Below are 19,650 nucleotides of genomic sequence, written 5' to 3'. Positions count from 1 at the left end.
GCAGTTTGGTATCATGCGCCGCTTTTACGGTTAACCCCCCGCCAGTCCTGCTGACTGACGGGCTGCAAAAGGCGGTATTAGATGACGGCTTTGTTGACTCGCCGCAAGGTGCTTGCGGGAATGGGCGTACTCGGGCTCGGCCTGCTCGCCGGCTGCGACACCCGCGGCCAACTGTCGTACAAGTACGGCAAGGATCTGAGTAACAAGATCATGGGGCGCACCTTCAAACTGAAGAACACCGATGGCGAAACCATGACGCTGTCGAGCTTTCGCGGCATGATGCCGATGGTCTTCTTCGGCTTCACCCAGTGCCCGGCAGTCTGCCCGACCACCCTCGCCCGCGCGGCGAAAATCAAGAAACTGATGGGCGCCGATGGCGATCGTTTGCAGGTGATCTTCATCACCCTCGATCCCGAGCGCGATACCCCGGAAATCCTCGACGCCTACATGAAGGCCTTCGACCCGACGTTCGTTGCGCTGTACGGCACACTCGAGGAAACCGCGGCCACCGCCAAGGAATTCGACGTGTTCTACGAGAAAGTCCCGGCCGGCGACACCTATACCATCTCGCACACTGCCACCAGTTACGTTTACGACTCCAACGGCGGCTTGCGCCTGGGTCTGTCCACCTCGCTTTCGGCAGAACAATGCACGGAAGATTTGCTTACTGTTATGGAGGTTTGCTGATGCAACCTGTTCTGAACCACATCAAACGCGCTGTCATCGGTCTGTCTCTGCTGGGCCTGGCGTTCCAGGTGTCCGCGCAGACCAAAGTCGACGACGCCTGGGTCCGTGCCACCGTGCCGACCCAGTCCGCCAGCGGCGCGTTCATGACCCTCACCGCCGACAGTGACAGCAAGTTGCTCAGCGTCGCGACGCCAGCGGCCAAGGACGTGCAGATCCATGAAATGACCATGAAGAATGACGTCATGAGCATGGGCCCGGTGAAGTTCGTCGAGCTGCCGGCCGGCAAAGCCGTCAAGCTTGATCCGAACGGCTATCACGTGATGCTGATGGGCCTGAACGGTCAGCTCAAAGAAGGCGAAAGCGTACCGCTGACCCTGACCGTGGAAAACGCCAAGGGCGAAAAAGAAACCATCGAAGTGAAGGCACCGGTTCGTGCGCTGACCAACATGGAAGGTCACGATCACAGCAAAATGCACTGATCTGACTGAGCGGCAATAAAAAAGGGGCGGCCTGATCGATAATCAGGCCGCCCCTTTTTTTGTCTTTGATGGGCGCCGCATTAACGCCTGCGGGCCAATGCCTTGCGCACACTTTCCCGTGACATTCCCGAGCCGGAACGGGGCACGGCCTTATCTACGGGTGCCTTGGCCAACTGTCCCTTGCGCTTTTCCACCTCACGCCACTGGTAACCGAGATATCCGCCTGCCGCCACAATCCCCAGCCAACCGAAAACCGAACTGACGAAGAACCACAGCCCGAGGGTGATCCACACGTTTTTCGAGGTGAACAACTTCAAGCTGTCATCGGCACGCACCGGTTCAACCGGTTCAACCGCTGCCTGCGTCACCGGTACTCTGTGCACCCCATCCAGATCAATGCGCCAAGCGAAGTCCGCCCCGGCCACCGGAATGTCTAGCTGATTGCCTTCAGCACGATGCACCCGAATTTCGCCATCGACGAGCGACATGGAGCTGAAACTGATATGGGTTTCATGGTGAATCTCGCCGTTGACCAAGGTCACGACGGTTCGTTGTGGGTCATTGGGGGTCTCGCGCATGTCGATTCCTTGAGCGTTGCACGTCGGACGACGTGCGAAGGGATAATCCGTTGAGTTCGAATGCTACTGAGTGGTTATTACGCTGTCCAGAACGCGTGCCCCTACGCTGCAACTGCTCCGACACCAGCATGTTCGAGGCGACCAGCGTGATGGAAAGCGTGCTTTACATCGGATAAATCTTCGGCGACCATGTAAAGGGTCTTTTACATAGGAAGTGAAGAATGAACCGGTACTACCTCGAATTGGGCGCAGCATTAATCATCTACATGCTGGTGCTGACAGCCTCATTGGTTGCCTCGCAATATCTGATGGACGCCCCCATCGTGCTGCGCTCGGCCGTCGCAGTGACGCCGGTCATTCCGGCGGGACTGATGTGCTGGGCGATCGTGCGCAACATGCGGCGCATGGACGAGATGCATCTGCGCATCCAGTTTGAGGCGTTGGGTTTTGCCTTCGCCGCCTCGGCACTGCTGACCTTCAGCTACGGTTTTCTGGAAAACGTCGGCGCTCCGCACATTCCGTGGACGTGTGTGTGGCCGGTGATGGGGCTGATGTGGATTGTCGGTCTGCACATTGCGCGACGCCGCTACCAATGAAAAACCGCCTCAAGGAATTGCGCGCCGAGCGCAAATGGTCGCAGGTCGATCTGGCTGAACGCCTGAGCGTGTCGCGTCAGACGATCAACGCGATTGAAAACGAACGCTACGACCCGAGCCTGCCACTGGCCTTTCAGATTGCTCGGGCGTTCGAGTTATCAATCGAAAGCATTTTTGATGATGGCATGAACTGAAACGCTCCCCTCGCGTCCTCGCTACTTGCAAAAACGGACTACGCTCGGAGACACCACGGCATTGCGTGGCATCCGTTTTTCTATTGTCAGCGAGGACGACAACATGAGTCCCTTTGGCCCGGTTTTGAGCTTTCGCGGTATTCAGAATCAGAAATACTGTGTATCTGCCCTGCTGGTGCAAGACCTCAACGCACCGGCACCCACTACGCAGGTCGCGCAGGCACACAATCCGACGATCAAACGGATTGCCCGGATTCCTTTGATCAAACCGCGCATGGCCGTCTGGCGACTGGACATGCAGATCCAGCAAAGTAAAACGCAGTTGAAGATCGACTATGACTTGGGAGATGTGTCGGGCTCATTTCACGTCCCGCCTCTGGATCAGGCTCCCCGCATCGCTTACACCTCGTGCAACGGTGTGTCGGACGTCAAATACCTGAATTCGCTGGCAGATCGCTATGCCGAACGCTGGAGTCATCTCGCGCAGACCCACAAGCAAGCCGAGTACCATCTGTTGGTCATGGGAGGCGATCAGATTTACAGCGATGAACTGTTACAGACTCAAGGCCCCTTGAATGAATGGTACAAACAGTTCTCCTGGAATCGTGATGACACTCTGTGGACTGAAGAAATGGAAGTTCAGGCAGACGAGTTTTTCGCCAGTGTTTACCCGCGATACTGGGCCAGACCACAGATACTGAACATGCTCAGTTGCGTTCCGACCCTAATGATGTGGGACGATCACGACATCATCGACGGTTGGGGTTCCTATCCCCAGGCCCTGCATGAAAGCCCCGTACACCAAGGGCTGTTCCGTATTGCCAGCTATTACTTTCGTCTCTACCAATTACAGGTTGACGAAACCGAGAGCCGCCCGGGAGCGATCACTCGTCAGGGGCATACCTTCGCTTTTGAGGGCCTCGGCGGCCTCGCCATTGTCGTTCCCGACCTCAGGTCTGAACGTGCACCCGACATCAAGGGCAGAAACGGCCAGCTCAAACAGCCCACGCAAATCATGTCGCAAAAAAGCATCTCGCAGATGTTTACCTGGATCAAAAGCCTGACGGCCAGCAAACCTTCACACCTACTGTTCATATCCAGCGTTCCAGTATCGTTCGTCAACCTTGCGCTGCTTGAGGCCCTGATCGGATGGATTCCGGGAGAGATCGGACCGGAGGATGATTTCCGCGACCACTGGCGCCATCAGCCGCACAAAAACGAGCGCAAGCAACTGATCAATGGATTGCTCGATTTCGCCAAGTTGGCGAAATGCAAAGTCACCATTGTCTCCGGGGATGTGCATGTAGCGGCCGCCAGCGTCATTCGTTCGGCCAACCCCCGGCATATCGACAATGGTGCAGAAGTCATCCATCAGTTGATTTCAACCGGCATCGTCCATCCTCCTCTGCCTGTGCTGACGATCAGAAGCCTGGAAACGATCACCGGTACCCGGGAAAAGATCGACACCGACCTTACTGCCGAGATGCAAGCCATTGGATACGACGGAAATTGCCTGATTGCCAGTCGTAACTGGCTGTCCATCGAGCCAGACAAAAGTTCCGACGGGCGCAATCGGTTGTGGGTGAAATGGCACGTCGAGGGGCACGATCACCCCATTACGCGACTGATCGAGCCTGCCGGTTGAGTTCCGGAAATCCCCTGCACCGGGCCGGGTTCTTCAGCTACCGGCCCCACCATGCGCCTCTTCAAAAAAGTAATCCTTCCAGCTGTCGGCCTTGTTCTTCAGCACGCCCAGTTCCTGCAATTTCTCGGCATAAATAAAGGTGCGCTGTGGCACCACGGTGAAGTCGATTTCCGGGTCTTTGACGATTTGCTCGACCAGGGCCAGCGGCAACTTCGACTGCTCGACACGGATATAAGCCTGAGCCGCCGCCGGTTTGTCGGCCTTGATGATTTTCTCAGCCTCAGCCAAAGCGTCGTAGAACGCCTTATAGGTTTTCGGGTTTTCGTCGTGGAATTTTTCCGTGGTGTACAGCACGTTGAATGTCGCCTGACCGCCGAGCACATCATAAGAGCTCAGCACTTTGTGCACGTTGGGATTCTGCAACGCCTGGTACTGGAACGGCGGGCTGGAGAAGTGCGAGTTGATCTCAGAGCCGCCGGCGATCAGCGCGGCCGTTGCATCGGGATGCGGCAGGCTGACTGAGATGTCATCGAATTTCTTGTACTGCGCGTCACCGAATTCCTTGGCGGTTTCGATCTGCAAGGTGCGTGACTGGAAACCGACACCGGCGGCCGGCACGGCAATGCGGTCCTTGTCGGTGAAGTCCTTGAGCGTTTTGATGTTCGGGTTGTTGGTCAGCAAATAGTTGGGCATCGAACCCAGCGCGGCGATGGCTTTGACGTTCTGTTTGCCTTTGGTGCGATCCCACACGGTGAGCATCGGCGGCACGCCCGCCGAAACCACATCGAGCGAACCGGTCAGCAGCGCCTCGTTCATCGCCGTGGCGCCGGAGATGCTGTTCCAGTCGACCTTGATGTCGAGGCCCTGCGCCTTACCGTGTTTTTCGATGAGGTTCTGGTCGCGCACTACATCGAGAATCAGGTAACCGATACCGAATTGCTGGGCGATGCTGATCTTGCCTTCAGCCTGGGCGCCGGTGCTGAACAACGCACTCGCGGCCAGGGAGGCGGCCAACAGAGTCAGTGCAGAACGTTTGAACGGTGTGGCCATGACAACCTCGCAGCATGGGGGTGGTGTGCTGAAAGGCCTGACTTTATCGCTATAAAAAACAGAAATTAAATACCTTTATCGCATATCGATAGCACGGGTTGTCGAGCGAAAGGAGGCTGCAATCTTTTGATTCCGGGTTTCGATAACAAGATCAAAAGATCGCAGCGTGCCGCAACTCCTACATTGGAATCCGGTGGCGGCTCGACGGGTTAAACAGCCTGAAACAATAAATCCACCAGCCTCAATATCGTCGATTGCCGTGCCACGCGAAGGCGGGTCAGGCCTGCAGACACTCCATCACCTTCAGAGGCCACCGCACCAGCGCATCAGATGAGGGTTTAAAAGGGCGATCAGACAGCTCACCCTTGGTATCATCGCGCACACTTTTATGACGATTTAATGGCTGGAAGGTCTTTTTTGTGAGCGCTCTTTTTAACCGGTTGCGGCAGCCGCATGCCCGCCTCTTTTCCCTGATTGTTCTGGTGCTGGTGGTGCCGCTGTGCCTGCGTGCGGCGCTGGGTTGGTCGGCACCGCTGGGCTATTTGTCGGATCTGGCCATCGGCAGCCTGTTGGTGGTATTGCTGCATCGCCGGGCGTGGTGGCTGGCCTTGCCGGTGTTGCTGTTCTGGGGATTGCTGGCGGTGGCGACCGCTGAACTGGTCAGCGCGGTCGGTCGGCTGCCGACGCCTTCGGACATTCATTACCTGATCGATCCGCAGTTCGTGGAAAACTCCACGGGTGGCGGCCTGGCCCATCCTGCACTGGGCATCACTTTGCTACTGGCCCTGCTGTTCTGGCTGCTGACCCGGTTTGCCAACCGCAACCTGCCACGTCCGCCCCTGCCCCGCGCAGCCTGGAGCGCGCCGCTGGTATTGTTCGCCGCCCACTGGGGCGCGCAGAACCTGTGGCCGAGCGAAGCGGATCCGTGGCGCCAGTACAACCTGCCGCACCAATTGCTGGCCAGCGAGGTCGCCGATCTGCAGATCCAGGCCGAGGAATGGCTGGACGGCGATGTCGAAGAACCCGCGCCAGCCATGGCCGGGCTCACCGACGTCGACCTCAACGGGCAGAAACTGCTGGCCGCGCCGGGACAAGCACGCAACGTGCTGATCATCGCGCTGGAAGGCATTCCCGGGGCTTACATCCGCGCCAACCGCGAGGCGATCGGCAGCCATTATCAGGAAGACCTGATGCCCAACCTCAGCCGCTGGGCCGAGCGCGGCATGAACACCCCGGACTACGTGCTGCATACGCACCAGACCATTCGCGGTCTGTACGCGATGCTCTGCGGCGATTACGACAAACTCAACAACGGCACGCCCAAAGGCGTGGAAATGCTCACCCTCAACGAGCGCAATCAGGCCTGCCTGCCGGCGCAGCTGCGCGAACACGGCTTCAGCACCCACTATCTACAGGGTGCCGGGCTGCGCTTCATGGCCAAAGACAAGATCATGCCGCACATTGGTTTCGATGCGACTCATGGTCTGGAATGGTTCAGCAACAGCAATTATCTGGAATTCCCGTGGGGCAAGGATGACAAGGCGTTTTTCGAAGGTGCGCTGGATTATGTCGGCCAACTGAAAAAGCAGAAGAAGCCGTGGATGCTGACATTGCTGACCGTCGGCACCCATCAGCCCTACTCCGCGCCCGAGGAATACCTGGAGCGCTACGAAACGCCGAAACAGGCCGCCGTCGGTTATCTCGACGATGCGCTGGAGCAATTCCTCAGCGGCCTCGAGCGCCAGGGCGTCCTGAAAGATACGCTGGTGGTGATCACCTCGGACGAATCCCATGGCATTGACGGCGTGCGCCTGGCCTCTTCATGGGGCTTCAACCTGACCCTGGCGCCGGAGCATGAACAACTGCCACGGCTCAACAAAGGCGTGTATGGCCACGTCGATCTGAGCACTTCCATCCTCGACTACTTCGACCTGCCGGTGCCTTCCGCGCTGAGCGGCCGCTCGCTGTTTCGCGACTACGACAGCGGCCGCGAAATCATGTCGTTCACCAACGGCAAGCTGCGCTATCACAACGGTCAGGGGATTTTTTCCGAGTGCGACATGCCGCGCCGCTGCCGCTATTACGAAAGCGCCGGGTTCATCGCTGAAAGCGCCACGTACAAAGGCAACTACAGCGGTCACCCGGCCCGGCAGATCGCCGCCCGCGCCAACGCTCTCGACCTGTCGCTGCTGCGCACGCCGCTCAATCATCGCTATCAGTTCGGCAGCACCAACGTCATCCCGCTGCAAGCGCAAATCAAGGATGACTGGGCCGACAACCTGATCGGCGCGCAGTACCTGGAAATGCCCAAAGGCTCGCACACCCGCGTGCGCCTGACCGTGCGCTCGGTCGATCCTCAACAAGCGGCGTACATTCAGCTCAAGGCCAAAGAGTTTGAACAGGACGTGCAGATTGGCCTGCCGCAGGAGATGGTGGCAACCGCCGAGCAGCCACTGGAAATGAACTTCAGCTTCGACAACCCGCAAGAGCGCAAAGCGTTTTCTTTCCATTTGCTGGGGTATGGATTGGGCGCGGTTGAGGTGACGGATTTCAGTGTGATTACCGAGTTGCCAGGGCAAGAGGACATCCTTGACGACGTGCCGGAGGACGACACGGCCCAATCCACCTGATCAAGGTCATATAGGGGCGAGCGCGCAGTAAAAGGTTCTGACTATCAACGTCCAATAGTCGGCCTATTAGCTGACTTCCCCAGTCGGGTCTAGCCTTACTAGTCCGAAGTCGGCACGAGCCGGCCGTAGCAGACCTGATAAGGACCCGAACATGGCAAACGAATCGAAATGCCCGTTCAACCACGCCGCCGGTGGTGGCACGACGAACCGTGACTGGTGGCCGAATCAACTCAACCTGAAAATCCTCAGTCAGCATTCGCCAAAGTCCGATCCGTTGGGCAAGGATTTCGACTACGCCAAAGCCTTCAAAAGCCTGGACTTCCAGGCGCTGAAACAAGATCTCAATGCGCTGATGACCGACTCTCAGGACTGGTGGCCAGCCGACTTTGGCCACTACGGCCCCCTCTTCATCCGCATGGCCTGGCATAGCGCCGGCACCTATCGCACCGCCGATGGCCGTGGTGGCGCCGGCTCCGGGCAACAGCGCTTCGCTCCACTGAACAGCTGGCCGGACAACGTCAGCCTCGACAAGGCCCGGCGCCTGCTGTGGCCGATCAAGCAGAAATATGGCCGCAATATTTCCTGGGCCGACCTGATCGTTCTCACCGGGAACGTCGCGCTGGAATCCATGGGTTTCAAAACCTTTGGTTTCTCCGGTGGCCGTCCCGATGTGTGGGAGCCGGACGAAGACGTTTACTGGGGTTCGGAGCACGAATGGCTGGGCGGCGACAGCCGTTACGGCAAGGACAAGTCCGCCATGCAGGAACCCGGTGACGGTACGTTGGTCGCCGAGCCGGATTTGCATGGCAAAGAAGAGAGCCGCACCGATCAGGGCGAGCGCAATCTGGAAAACCCGCTCGCCGCCGTGCAAATGGGCCTGATCTACGTGAACCCCGAAGGTCCGGAAGGCAATCCAGACCCCGTCGCTTCAGCCCACGACATCCGCGAAACCTTCGGCCGCATGGCCATGAACGATGAAGAAACCGTCGCGTTGATCGCTGGCGGTCACGCCTTCGGTAAAACCCACGGCGCCGGCCCAGCCGATAACGTCGGGCCTGAGCCGGAAGCGGCCGGCCTCGAAGAACAAGGCCTCGGTTGGCGCAACGCGTTCGGTACCGGCAAGGGTGGCGACACCATTACCAGCGGTCTGGAAGTGACCTGGACCACCACACCGACGAAGTGGAGCAATAACTACCTGGAAAACCTGTTCGGTTTCGAGTGGGAACTGACCAAAAGCCCGGCTGGCGCGCATCAGTGGATTCCGAAAAACGGCGCCGGTGCCGGTACCGTTCCGCATGCCCATGATCCGAACAAGAAACTCTCGCCGACCATGCTCACCTCTGACCTGGCGCTGCGTTTCGATCCAGCCTACGAGCAGATCTCGCGGCGCTTCCTCGCCAACCCGGATCAACTGGCCGACGCCTTCGCCCGTGCCTGGTACAAACTGATCCACCGCGACATGGGCCCGCTGTCGCGCTATCTCGGCCCGGAACTGCCGAGCGAAGAATTGCTGTGGCAGGATCCGATTCCGGATGTCACTCATCCGCTGATCGACGACAGCGACGCGGCTGCGCTGAAAGGCAAAATCCTCGCGTCAGGCCTTTCGGTGTCGCAACTGGTCTCGACCGCATGGGCCGCTGCCTCGACGTTCCGTGGCTCCGACAAGCGCGGCGGCGCCAATGGTGGCCGTCTGCGTCTGGCACCGCAAAAGTTCTGGCAGGCCAACCAGCCTGAGCAACTGGCCAAAGTGCTGCAAACCCTTGAGGGCATTCAGAACGACTTCAACAACGGCGCTGCTGGCAAGAAAGTCTCGCTGGCGGACCTGATCGTGTTGGCGGGCAATGCCGGGGTCGAACAAGCAGCGAAAAACGCTGGCCACTCGGTCACGGTGCCGTTCACCCCGGGACGTACGGATGCAACCCAAGAGCAAACCGATGTTGATTCCTTCGGTTTCCTTGAACCGATTGCCGATGGCTTCCGCAACTACAGCAAAGGCAAATACACCGTCTCGGCCGAGGCGTTGCTGATTGACAAGGCGCAACTGCTGACGCTTACCGCGCCGGAGATGACTGTGCTGCTGGGCGGTTTGCGGGTGTTGAACACCAACGTCGGGCAAACCCGGCATGGCGTGTTCACTTCGCAGACCGAGGCGCTGACCAACGACTTCTTCACTAACCTGCTAGACATGGGTGTGGAGTGGAAGCCTACTTCGAGGGATGCGGATGAGTTCGAGGGGCGTGACCGTAAAACCGGCAGCGTGAAGTGGACGGCGACGCGGGTTGATCTGGTGTTTGGTTCCAATGCGCAATTAAGGGCGTTGGCTGAGGTGTATGCCAGTTCGGATGCGAAGGAGCAGTTTGTTAAGGACTTTGTTGCGGCGTGGACGAAGGTCACCAACCTGGATCGTTTCGACCTGAAGTAACTTTTAGTCAAAAAAAACGCCGCATTGGTTAATGCGGCGTTTTTTTATGTGTACGGCTTGGGGTTTGTGGTGATGCGTGAATCCTACCCCCTCACCCCAGCCCTCTCCCCCCAGGGGGGCGAGGGGGAAAGGGAGCCGATCTTCGTGCTTTTCAAGTCCTGAGTTCGGCTCGGACTTTCAGGTCGGTGTAACTCAACCATCCACCTCAGTCAGTCCCCTCTCCCACTGGGAGAGGGCTAGGGTGAGGGGCTTTTGATCTGTTTCAGAATCTGAGTTCGACTTCGGACTTTCAGGTCGGTGTGCTCAACCATCCACCTCAGTCAGTCCCCTCTCCCACTGGGAGAGGGCTAGGGTGAGGGCCGGTCCATCGCTGGAACACCGACACCAACACACCATCAAGCCAGGCTCTTGCTCACCACCTCATACACATCACTCGACAACTGCCCAGACGCCCGAATCCGCTCCAGCTCAGCCTTCATCAGCGTCTGCCGCGCATCGTCATATTTACGCCAGCGCGTCAGCGGCGCCAGTTGGCGCGAAGCGATCTGCGGGTTGAAGCCGTTCAACTCAATCACCAGATCCGCGAGGAAGCGATAACCCGAGCCGTCCGCCGCGTGGAAGTTGATCAGGTTCTGCCCGGCAAACGCACCGACCAGTGCACGCACCTTGTTCGGGTTCTTGATGTTGAACGCCGGGTGTTGCATCAACGCTTTCACCCGTTCCAGACCGCCCGGCAAGGTGCTGCCGGCCTGCACGCTGAACCACTGATCCATAACCAGCGGGTTGTCCTTGAAGTGCTCGGCGAAACTGGCCAGTGCCAAGGCTTTCTGCTCTTCGAACGGCGAATTGACCAACACCGCCAGCGCGGTCAGGCGCTCGGTCATATTGTCGGCTGTTTCGAACTGTTCCAGCGCCGCCGCGAGTACTTCCGGCTTGCCGCTGAGCATCAGGTACGACAGCGCGATATTCTGCAGCGCGCGACGGGCGAAATGCTCGGCTTCGGCCACATACGGGGTTTGCTTCGACAGATCACGGTTGGCCTGATACCGCAGCCACAGCGCTTCGAACAGACCTTCCGCCAGTTGCTGACGAGCGAACTCACGGGCGATATGAATCGCATCGACATCCGCCACTTCGCTGATTTCAGTGAGGTACGCCTCACCCGGCAACGAAAGCATTTCGGCGACCATGGCCTGATCCAGCGACTCATCCGACAGCACCGTACGCAGCGCCGAGACCAGGCGCGGATCAAGCTTCAGGCTCTCGCCCTTCTGCTGCTGGCCAATCAGTTCTTGCAGCACTTGCACCGACAGTTGCTGACCGGCATCCCAGCGGTTGAAGCCGTCGCTGTCGTGCTGCATCAGGAACATCAGCTGATCGCGGTTGTACGGGAAGCTCAGCTTGACCGGCGCGGAGAAACCGCGCAGCAGCGAGGGCAGCGGCTGTTCGGCGATGTCGACGAAGGTGAAGGTCTGCTCGGCTTCGGTCACCGAGATCACGCGGGTGGTACCTTGCGCCGACGCTTCGCCGCTCAGACGCAAGGCAATTTCGTTACCTTGGCTGTCGAGCAGGCCGAGTTCGACCGGAATCACGAACGGCAGTTTTTCAACTTTATCCGGGGTTTCCGGGCAGCTCTGGCGGAAGGTCAGGCTGTAGGTTTTTGCGGCAGCGTCGTACGACTCGCTCACCGCCAGACGCGGCGTGCCGGCCTGGCTGTACCAGCGCTTGAACTGGCTCAGGTCGACACCGTTGGCGTCTTCCATCGCTTTGATGAAGTCGTCGCAGGTCACCGCTTGGCCGTCATGGCGATCGAAGTACAGATCGCTGCCCTTACGGAAGCCTTCGGCACCGAGCAAGGTGTGGATCATGCCAACCACTTCCGAACCCTTCTCGTACACGGTCAGGGTGTAGAAGTTGGAGATTTCGATAAAGCTGTCCGGGCGCACAGCGTGGGCCATCGGGCCGGCATCTTCGGCGAACTGGTGGGTGCGCAGATAAGCCACGTCCTGAATGCGCTTGACCGTGGCCGAGTTCATGTCGGCAGAGAAGCCGGAATCACGGAATACGGTGAAGCCTTCTTTCAGCGACAGCTGGAACCAGTCGCGGCAGGTCACGCGGTTGCCCGACCAGTTGTGGAAATACTCATGGGCGACGATTGCTTCAACGCGCTGGTGTGCGGCGTCGGTCGCGGTTTCGGCGCGGGCCAGTACGGCGCTGGAGTTGAAGATGTTGAGGCCTTTGTTCTCCATTGCGCCCATGTTGAAGTCGTTGACGGCGACGATCATGAAGATGTCCAGATCGTACTCGCGACCGTAAACCTCTTCGTCCCAGCGCATCGACTTCTTCAGGCTGTTCATCGCGTGCTGGCACTTGTCGATGTTTTCCGGCTCGACGTAAATGCGCAGTGCAACATCGCGGTTAGTCATGGTGGTGAAGCTGTCTTCAACGCACCACAAATCACCGGCCACCAGCGCAAACAGGTACGCCGGTTTCATGAACGGGTCTTCCCAGGTTGCCCAGTGCCGGCCGTCTTCGCCCGGGCCCGAGGCAATCGGGTTGCCGTTGGAGAGCAGCACCGGATAGCTGTGCTGTTCGGCGACCACGGTGGTGGTGAACTTGCTCATCACGTCCGGGCGGTCGAGGTAATAGGTGATCTTGCGGAAACCTTCGGCCTCGCACTGAGTGCAGAACATCGTGCCGGACTTGTACAGGCCTTCCAGCGCGGTGTTGGTTTCCGGATGGATCTTCACGCTGGTGTCGACCGTGAAGCTTTCGCTGGTCGGCTGCAGGGTCAGGTGGTTTTCGGTGAGCTGGTAGTCGCCGTCAGACAGTTCCTGATCCGCCAGCGTTACCGAGAGCAACTCCAACTGCTGGCCATCGAGCACCAGCGGCGGCAGGCCCGGGCCACGTGCCGGATTGCGGCGCATCACCAACTGCGCGTGGACCAGGCTGTGATCCTCGAACAACTCGAAGGTCAGGTGTGTTTCGTCGATCAGGTACTCGGGCGCCTGATAGTCCTTCAGGTAAATCATCTTCGGTTGTTCGGTGCGCATGCTGGCGTCCTTATTGATGCACGGCGAGCTGATAAGCCGTGTACTTGCGAATATTGATCACGCCGGTGTCGAAGATCAGGTACTGGCCCTTGATCCCCAGCAGCGTGCCTTCGGCAATCGGGTTCTTGTCCAGGTTGAAGCTGACGATTTTGGCCGGGTATTGCTCGACCGGATAGCGGATTTCCAGCGGTTCGACATCGGCAATCGTCTGAATAGCCTGTAGGCCGAATCGCTCCTGCAAACCTTGCAGGCCTTCGGCGCAGCTTTCGAATAACTGGTCACGTACCTGCGCCAGATCGACCGCCGCCGCATCGCCCTTGAGCAGCGCGCGCCAGTTGGTTTTATCCGCGACCTGACTGCGGAACAGGTCTTCAACGAAGCCCGATTGCTGCCGTGTCGAGACGCGCATGATCGGCAATGCCTGACATGCGCCCTGATCGATCCAGCGAGTCGGCAGTTGCGTAGCACGAGTGATGCCAACCTTGATCCCCGACGAATTGGACAGGTAAACCACATGGTCGGTCATGCAGAATTTTTCGCCCCACTCCGGCTCGCGGCAGGTGCCGGCGTCATAGTGGCAGCGCTCCGGGCTCATGATGCACAGGTCGCACTGCGCCAGTTTGGTCATGCACGGGTAGCAGTAACCCTGACTGAAACTGGTTTTGGTCTTGCGCCCGCAATGGGTGCAGTGAATCGCCCCCAGGTATTCCAGACGCACCGTGCTGCCAATCAACGGATTGACCGGCACCTCGACGTCATCCAGACGAAACGCGTATTGCACGTTCGGCCCGTCCAGGCGCGCCGACATTTTGCTGATTGCACCGCGGCCAATCTCGATCAATGGATGGCATCCGATTTGAACAGAATGTTCGGCACTTCGATCGACTTCGATGCACATTCCTGCGGGCCCATGTAACCGGTGCGCTGGTCTTCAGGCAGGTTCTGGATTTCCCAGGCGATCATCGCCTGCAGCGACAGCTCGCGCTGTTCGGCGGTGAGTTTGCCACCGTCGGACCACTTGCCGATTTCCACGGCCAGTTTCAGGCTCTCGTAGATGTCCGGGGTGATGTTGTTGATCATGTCGTTAAAAGAGGACATCAGGGTCTCCGTGCTCTTTATCTACTGAAAATTTCAGGCGGCCAGTTTACGGCGGTTATACAAACCGCCCAACAAACCGGTGAAGCATCCGATGAGTAACCCGCCGACGTGGGCGGCGTTGGCGATTTCGCCGAAACCGATCATCGAGATCAGCCCGGACATGCACACCAGCAACCACACCAGCATCATCACCAGCACGCCACGCGGCAGGCGATAGGCCGGGTTCGGCGCCAGTAGCTGGAAGATCCAGCAATGTCCAAGCAAACCGTACAGCACGCCGGACAGGCCGCCGAACAAGGTCGGGCCGCTCCAGGCAAATTGCGCGTAGTTGGACACCAGGCTGAACAGCAGCGTCAGGCCGATCAGGTTGATACTGCCCTGACGCGACTCGATGCGCCGGCCCAGTTCCCAGTACCACATGCCGTTCATGGCCAAGTGGAGGATGCCGAAGTGGATCAGCATCGGCGTGACCAGACGCCACCACTGCCCTGCCGCCAGGCTGTCGGCCAATGGCGTGAAATGGATGTACTCGCCGACCACCTGAAAGTCGAGGAAGGTCAGCCAGCGCAGCGTTTGCAGGTTCTCGCCGAGGTACGTCAATCCGCCAACGATCAGGCACAACAACAGGATGAACCCGGTGGCCTTGGCGTATTTCAGTTGCTCGGCGAAGCTCGGCCGCTTGAAGGTCTGCGTAACGGGGATGTCCATTTGCTGATCGGGATCACCCGCCGGGAAGCGTTCGTACAAGGAGCGCACGTCTTCGCTGATTTCCGCCGGCGCCCACAACACCTGCTCGCCCGCCTCTTCGCTGACCCGATGCGGGACCTGCATGCGTTGCAGCAGCTTGACGAAACCACTCAGGTCCACCGTCAACGGCAGACGCAATACCGCTACCGCACTCATTGCAGCACCTCCGGCCGCTCGACATCGACCCAGACAAATTTATGCGGATCCAGACGTGTTTCCTGATCCAGACGATAGGCGACCAGTTTGCCGTAAAGCACCGCGCTGTAATCCAGGCACGCAAGGTTCGGGCGGATCGGCGCTGGTTTGCCGCTGCGCCAGTAATGGCCGACGAACAGCAGTGGCTCGTCGACGCCGTAGCGCAGCAGGTTGTTTTTTTCGCTGGACGTCAGCGGCTTCTGCGCCACCGGATCTGGCAGTGCATCAGGCTGGAAAACGATATCGCCGTAAGTCTTCGGATCGTCTTCCCAGAACTTGGTGCGGAAGAACGAACGCACCAGACCGTCGCCGCTGGTCATGGTCAGACCATCCGGCAGGCGCATGTCGGTGCCGCGCAACAGACGGTCGAACACGGTGCAGGCAAAGCTGTCCGGCACGGCCGAGGCCTGGAGGAAGTGTTCATCGATGCAGCCATTGGGGAACAGCGCGCGCAACGGCTCGATCAGGCCGGCATCCCAACAGGCATGCACGACGCGGAAGCGGCCGGCGTCGACAAACAGCGGCAACTCATAGAACCAGCGTTGGAAATCGTGCCAGTCACCGGGATGGTCTTCGAACTGGGTCAGGGTTTCGTGCAGCAGACGCGCGTGGCGCGGCGTGTGTTCGCGAACGAACTGCTTGCCGCTGCCTGGCGGCGCCGGCGTGCTCCAGCCCAATGCGTTGAATTCGTGGTTGCCCATGATGCACAAGGCCTGACCGGCCTCGACCATGTCGTGGACGATGTGCAACGCCTCGCGGATGCGCGGGCCACGGTCGATGATGTCGCCGACGAACACGGCCATGCGCGATGGATGCCGCCAGACCCCGCCCTGCTTGTGATAACCGAGACGGTCCAGCAAGTGTTCAAGGGTCAGGGCGCATCCGTGCACGTCACCAATCAGGTCATAACTGCGCGCGGGATCGAGCATCAGTCGCCTCCACCACCCAACTTGCTGCCCCAGCCGAGCTTGGTGCGGCAGACTTCGTAGTAGTTGTGGTCGAGCGGATGAATCAGCCGCAGCTTCTGTGCTTTCTTGCTGACGGTGATGGTGTCGCCCGGCGCGCAAGTGAAGTGGTTCTGCCCATCGCAGGAGACTTGCGGGTAAATCTGCATGTTTTTCGACACGACGATTTTCAGCTCACTGTTGCCATCGACCACAATTGGCCTGCTCGACAACATATGGGGGTACATCGGCACAATCACAATGGCATCGAGCTTGGGATGCATGATCGGCCCGCCGGCAGACAGCGCATACGCGGTGGAACCGGTCGGCGTCGCGACGATCAGGCCGTCGGCCTTCTGGCTGCAGACGAACTGACCGTCGATGTACAGCTCGAACTCGATCATCCGCGTTGATTTGCCGGGGTGCAGCACCACATCGTTGAGCGCGTCGCCCTGACCAATGGCCTCGGCGTGGCGGCGCACTTCGGCTTGCAGCAGGAAGCGGTTTTCCACCAGATAGTGGCCGTCGAGCACCTTGGCGACTTCGACTTCCAGCTCGTCCGGGCGAATGTCGGTGAGGAAACCGAGGCTGCCACGGTTGATCCCCAGCACCGGAATATTGTGTTTGGCCAGCGCTCGTGCGGCGCCGAGCAGGCTGCCGTCACCGCCGACGACGATGACCATGTCGCAGACTTCGCCGAGCATTTTGCGCGACGAGGTCTGCAGGCCGTGGCCCGGCAGGACTTCGGCGATGGTGTCTTCGAGGATCACATGCAGGTGACGATCGAGCAGAAACCGTTTCAGTCGGCGGACGGTATCCAGCACCTGGGAACTGCCCAGGCGACCGATGATGCCGATATTACGAAATTGCTCCATGGGACCTCTGCGGACAATCGAAAACGCGAAAAGCACGATTATGGGCGAAAGCGCCGGTTAGACAAAATCCTTTCAGCCTCAAGGGTGCGCTCATGTTTCAGGCTATGCTCGCAAGATGATCCTGTTTCCCGATTTGCTTCAGTTGCCCCACCAATTACGCCACCCGGAAGTGCGGGATCTGGCGTGGGTGATACTCGCCCCGCCGATGCTCGCCACCACGCCATGGCCGCAGCGTCATCCGCTGGCGGGCAGCGATTGGGTGCATGACCCGCAGCGGCTGGAGCACTGGTTGCGCCAGCTCGACCGCGACAGTTATGGCTTGTTGCATTGGCTGTCGCAGGCGCGCACGCGGCGTCTGGGCCTGTATTACGAACGGCTGTGGCAGTTTGCCGTGGAGCATGCGCCGGGCATTGAGCTGATCGCCGCCAACCTGCCGATCCGCCGCGAGGGCCACACCCTCGGCGAGCTGGACATGCTGTTGCGTGACCGCGACGGCGTGCATCACCTGGAACTGGCGATCAAGCTTTATCTGGGCCCGCAAAATGGCGACGGTCGTGATCCCGCGCAGTGGCTAGGCCCGGGTTGTCATGATCGGCTGGATCGCAAACTGGCGCATCTGGCCGAGCATCAATTGCCGATCTCGGCGCGCCCGGAAAGTCGCGAAGTGCTGGCGGCGCTGGATATCGAGGTGTTCAGCGCGCAGCTGTGGCTCGGTGGTTACTTGTTGTATCCGTGGCCCGGGCCGGCTGGATCACCGAGCGGTGCGCACCCGCAGCATTTGCGCGGCAGTTGGTTGCATCAGAAGGATTGGCCGGCATTCGTCGCTCAACGTCCGGCGGGACGCTGGCAACCCCTGCCCCGCCACGCCTGGCTGGCACCGGCGCATTATCCGGCGGACCAGACGTGGACCATGGAGCATTTACGCATGTGGCTGGAGGATCTTGAGCCGCTGGCCCCGGCGCAGCTGATGGTGCGCCTGACCGAGAACGCGCAGGGGGAATGGGAAGAGGCTGAGCGGTTGTTTCTGGTGTCGGATCTTTGGCCGAATGTCCCGGGCCAAGCCTGAGTTTGTTGGTGTTTGATATGACGCCTTCGCGAGCAAGCTCGCTCCCACATTTGGAATGCATTCCCCTGTAGGAGTGAGCCTGCTCGCGATGGGGTCACCTCGGTCTAAAGTGAAAGCCGCAAAGCCAAAGCCGCCAACGTCACCAACAACACCGGCACCGTCAACACAATCCCGACCCGGAAGTAATACCCCCAGCCAATATGAATCCCCTTGCGCTCCAGCACATGCAGCCACAACAACGTGGCCAGGCTGCCAATCGGCGTGATCTTCGGCCCCAGGTCACTGCCAATCACGTTGGCATAGATCATCGCTTCCTTGACCACTCCGCTGGCCTGACTGGCATCAATCGACAACAAACCAATCAACACCGTCGGCAAATTGTTCATGATCGATGACAGCAACGCGGTCAGCACACCCGTGCCCATTGCCGCGCCCCAAACGCCATGACCGGCAAAGACATCCAGCCAACCGGCCAGATACCCGGTCAGCCCGGCATTGCGCAGGCCATACACGACCAGATACATACCCAACGAGAAGATCACGATCTGCCACGGCGCTTCTTTCATCACCTTGCGCGTGGAAATCTTGTGACCACTGGCGGCGATGCCCAGCAACAGCGCGGCGCACACGGCAGATATCGCACTGATCGGAATGCCCAGCGGCTCCAGCGCAAAGCAGCCGATCAGCAGAATCACCAACACCGCCCAACCGGCGTAGAACGTGGCTTTATCGTGGATCGCGGTTTCAGGATGTTCGAGTTGCTCAGGGTCGTACGCCGAGGGAATATCGCGGCGGAAAAACCACAGCAGCATGCCCAGCGTCGCCGCCACGCTGACGAAGTTGACCGGCACCATCACCGCTGCGTAGCGGTTGAAGCCGATGTGGAAGAAGTCTGCCGAAACAATGTTGACCAGGTTCGATACCACCAGCGGCAGGCTCGCGGTATCGGCGATAAACCCCGCGCCCATCACGAACGCCAGCGTCGCCGCCGGAGAAAAGCGCAGTGCCAGCAACATCGAAATCACGATGGGTGTGAGGATCAGCGCCGCACCGTCATTGGCAAACAACGCCGACACCAATGCACCGAGCAGCACCATAAAAGCAAACAGCTTGCGCCCACTGCCCCGCCCCCAACGCGCCACGTGCAACGCGGCCCAGTTGAAGAACCCGGCTTCGTCGAGCAACAGGCTGATGATGATCAGCGCGACAAAGGTGCCGGTGGCGTTCCAGATGATCTGCCACACCAGCGGAATGTCGCTGAGGTGGACGACGCCGAAGATCAGCGCCAGCACCGCGCCAAGGGTTGCACTCCAGCCGACGCCGAGGCCTTTGGGTTGCCAGATGACAAGGGTAATGGTCAGCAGGAAAATCAGTGACGCAGCGAGCATCCG

At 59.4% G+C, this 19,650-nt stretch carries 17 protein-coding genes; 8 read left to right on the top strand and 9 right to left on the bottom strand.

Translation table 11 applies throughout. From position 1 onward, the window contains the following. The first annotated feature begins 81 nt into the window (after positions 1 to 81). Positions 82 to 687 (top strand): SCO family protein, encoded by a 606-nt coding sequence (locus BMY54_RS08225; protein WP_007915980.1) that lies wholly within the window; start codon positions 82 to 84, stop codon positions 685 to 687. After that, on the top strand, positions 687 to 1,166 hold the full coding sequence (locus tag BMY54_RS08220; RefSeq protein WP_093430737.1) for a copper chaperone PCu(A)C: 480 nt from the start codon (positions 687 to 689) through the stop codon (positions 1,164 to 1,166). The genes BMY54_RS08225 and BMY54_RS08220 overlap by 1 nt, the downstream gene beginning before the upstream one ends. Before the next feature lie 80 nt (positions 1,167 to 1,246). Here BMY54_RS08220 and BMY54_RS08215 read toward each other — a convergent pair whose 3' ends face one another. Then, positions 1,247 to 1,744, bottom strand: coding sequence for a cupredoxin domain-containing protein (locus tag BMY54_RS08215; RefSeq protein ID WP_093430736.1), 498 nt, complete (start codon positions 1,742 to 1,744; stop codon positions 1,247 to 1,249). 221 nt (positions 1,745 to 1,965) lie between these two features. Here BMY54_RS08215 and BMY54_RS08210 point away from each other — a divergent pair, with 221 nt between their 5' ends. The 3 genes from BMY54_RS08210 to BMY54_RS08200 all read left to right on the top strand — a co-directional run bounded on the left by BMY54_RS08210 (position 1,966) and on the right by BMY54_RS08200 (position 4,179). Next, positions 1,966 to 2,340 carry a hypothetical protein gene (locus BMY54_RS08210; protein WP_093430735.1) on the top strand — a complete coding sequence of 125 codons (375 nt, stop codon included), beginning with the start codon at positions 1,966 to 1,968 and terminating at the stop codon, positions 2,338 to 2,340. Continuing rightward, positions 2,337 to 2,534 carry a helix-turn-helix transcriptional regulator gene (locus BMY54_RS08205; RefSeq protein WP_093430734.1) on the top strand — a complete coding sequence of 66 codons (198 nt, stop codon included), beginning with the start codon at positions 2,337 to 2,339 and terminating at the stop codon, positions 2,532 to 2,534. The genes BMY54_RS08210 and BMY54_RS08205 overlap by 4 nt, the downstream gene beginning before the upstream one ends. 61 nt (positions 2,535 to 2,595) lie before the next feature. Then, positions 2,596 to 4,179, top strand: coding sequence for an alkaline phosphatase D family protein (locus BMY54_RS08200; protein ID WP_139213390.1), 1,584 nt, complete (start codon positions 2,596 to 2,598; stop codon positions 4,177 to 4,179). Between the two features lie 33 nt (positions 4,180 to 4,212). On the opposite strand, the gene BMY54_RS08195 is transcribed toward BMY54_RS08200, so the two are convergent. Next, positions 4,213 to 5,229 carry an ABC transporter substrate-binding protein gene (locus tag BMY54_RS08195; protein WP_038365959.1) on the bottom strand — a complete coding sequence of 339 codons (1,017 nt, stop codon included), beginning with the start codon at positions 5,227 to 5,229 and terminating at the stop codon, positions 4,213 to 4,215. 419 nt (positions 5,230 to 5,648) lie between these two features. Between BMY54_RS08195 and BMY54_RS08190 the strand changes: the two genes are divergently transcribed. Both BMY54_RS08190 and katG read left to right on the top strand, forming a co-directional pair. Next, positions 5,649 to 7,859: an LTA synthase family protein gene (locus tag BMY54_RS08190; protein WP_093430732.1), complete on the top strand. Its 2,211-nt coding sequence runs from the start codon at positions 5,649 to 5,651 to the stop codon at positions 7,857 to 7,859. Between the two features lie 151 nt (positions 7,860 to 8,010). After that, the gene (gene katG / locus BMY54_RS08185) at positions 8,011 to 10,281 is read left to right on the top strand and encodes a catalase/peroxidase HPI (protein ID WP_093430731.1); all 2,271 of its coding nucleotides are present in this window, start codon (positions 8,011 to 8,013) and stop codon (positions 10,279 to 10,281) included. A gap of 395 nt (positions 10,282 to 10,676) precedes the next feature. Here the strand turns inward: katG and pepN are convergent, their stop codons facing one another. The 6 genes from pepN to BMY54_RS08155 are packed head-to-tail and all read right to left on the bottom strand — an operon-like array spanning position 10,677 to position 17,193. Continuing rightward, entirely contained in the window at positions 10,677 to 13,334 is a 2,658-nt protein-coding gene (gene pepN / locus BMY54_RS08180) for an aminopeptidase N (protein WP_093430730.1), read from the bottom strand. Between the two features lie 10 nt (positions 13,335 to 13,344). Beyond that, positions 13,345 to 14,175, bottom strand: coding sequence for a DUF2797 domain-containing protein (locus BMY54_RS08175; RefSeq protein ID WP_093430729.1), 831 nt, complete (start codon positions 14,173 to 14,175; stop codon positions 13,345 to 13,347). Then, positions 14,172 to 14,432: a YeaC family protein gene (locus BMY54_RS08170; RefSeq protein WP_007919229.1), complete on the bottom strand. Its 261-nt coding sequence runs from the start codon at positions 14,430 to 14,432 to the stop codon at positions 14,172 to 14,174. The genes BMY54_RS08175 and BMY54_RS08170 overlap by 4 nt, the downstream gene beginning before the upstream one ends. A gap of 33 nt (positions 14,433 to 14,465) precedes the next feature. After that, positions 14,466 to 15,335, bottom strand: a complete 870-nt coding sequence (locus BMY54_RS08165) for a rhomboid family intramembrane serine protease (protein ID WP_093430728.1) — start codon at positions 15,333 to 15,335, stop codon at positions 14,466 to 14,468. Further along, a complete protein-coding gene (locus BMY54_RS08160) occupies positions 15,332 to 16,303 on the bottom strand; it encodes a metallophosphoesterase (protein ID WP_093430727.1) in 972 nt (323 codons plus the stop codon). The genes BMY54_RS08165 and BMY54_RS08160 overlap by 4 nt, the downstream gene beginning before the upstream one ends. Further along, positions 16,303 to 17,193, bottom strand: coding sequence for an NAD(+) kinase (locus BMY54_RS08155; RefSeq protein ID WP_003224174.1), 891 nt, complete (start codon positions 17,191 to 17,193; stop codon positions 16,303 to 16,305). Before BMY54_RS08155 ends, BMY54_RS08160 begins: the two co-directional genes overlap by 1 nt. 115 nt (positions 17,194 to 17,308) lie before the next feature. Between BMY54_RS08155 and BMY54_RS08150 the strand changes: the two genes are divergently transcribed. Beyond that, positions 17,309 to 18,259, top strand: a complete 951-nt coding sequence (locus tag BMY54_RS08150; RefSeq protein ID WP_093430726.1) for a DUF1853 family protein — start codon at positions 17,309 to 17,311, stop codon at positions 18,257 to 18,259. A 104-nt stretch (positions 18,260 to 18,363) separates the two neighbouring features. On the opposite strand, the gene BMY54_RS08145 is transcribed toward BMY54_RS08150, so the two are convergent. Continuing rightward, the gene (locus BMY54_RS08145) at positions 18,364 to 19,647 is read right to left on the bottom strand and encodes an arsenic transporter (RefSeq protein ID WP_093430725.1); all 1,284 of its coding nucleotides are present in this window, start codon (positions 19,645 to 19,647) and stop codon (positions 18,364 to 18,366) included. Between the last annotated feature and the right edge of the window lie 3 nt (positions 19,648 to 19,650).

The organism is Pseudomonas sp. ok266, assembly GCF_900110195.1.
GTDB lineage: Bacteria > Pseudomonadota > Gammaproteobacteria > Pseudomonadales > Pseudomonadaceae > Aquipseudomonas > Aquipseudomonas neuropathica.
This window is presented reverse-complemented; position numbering and strand designations above follow the sequence as displayed.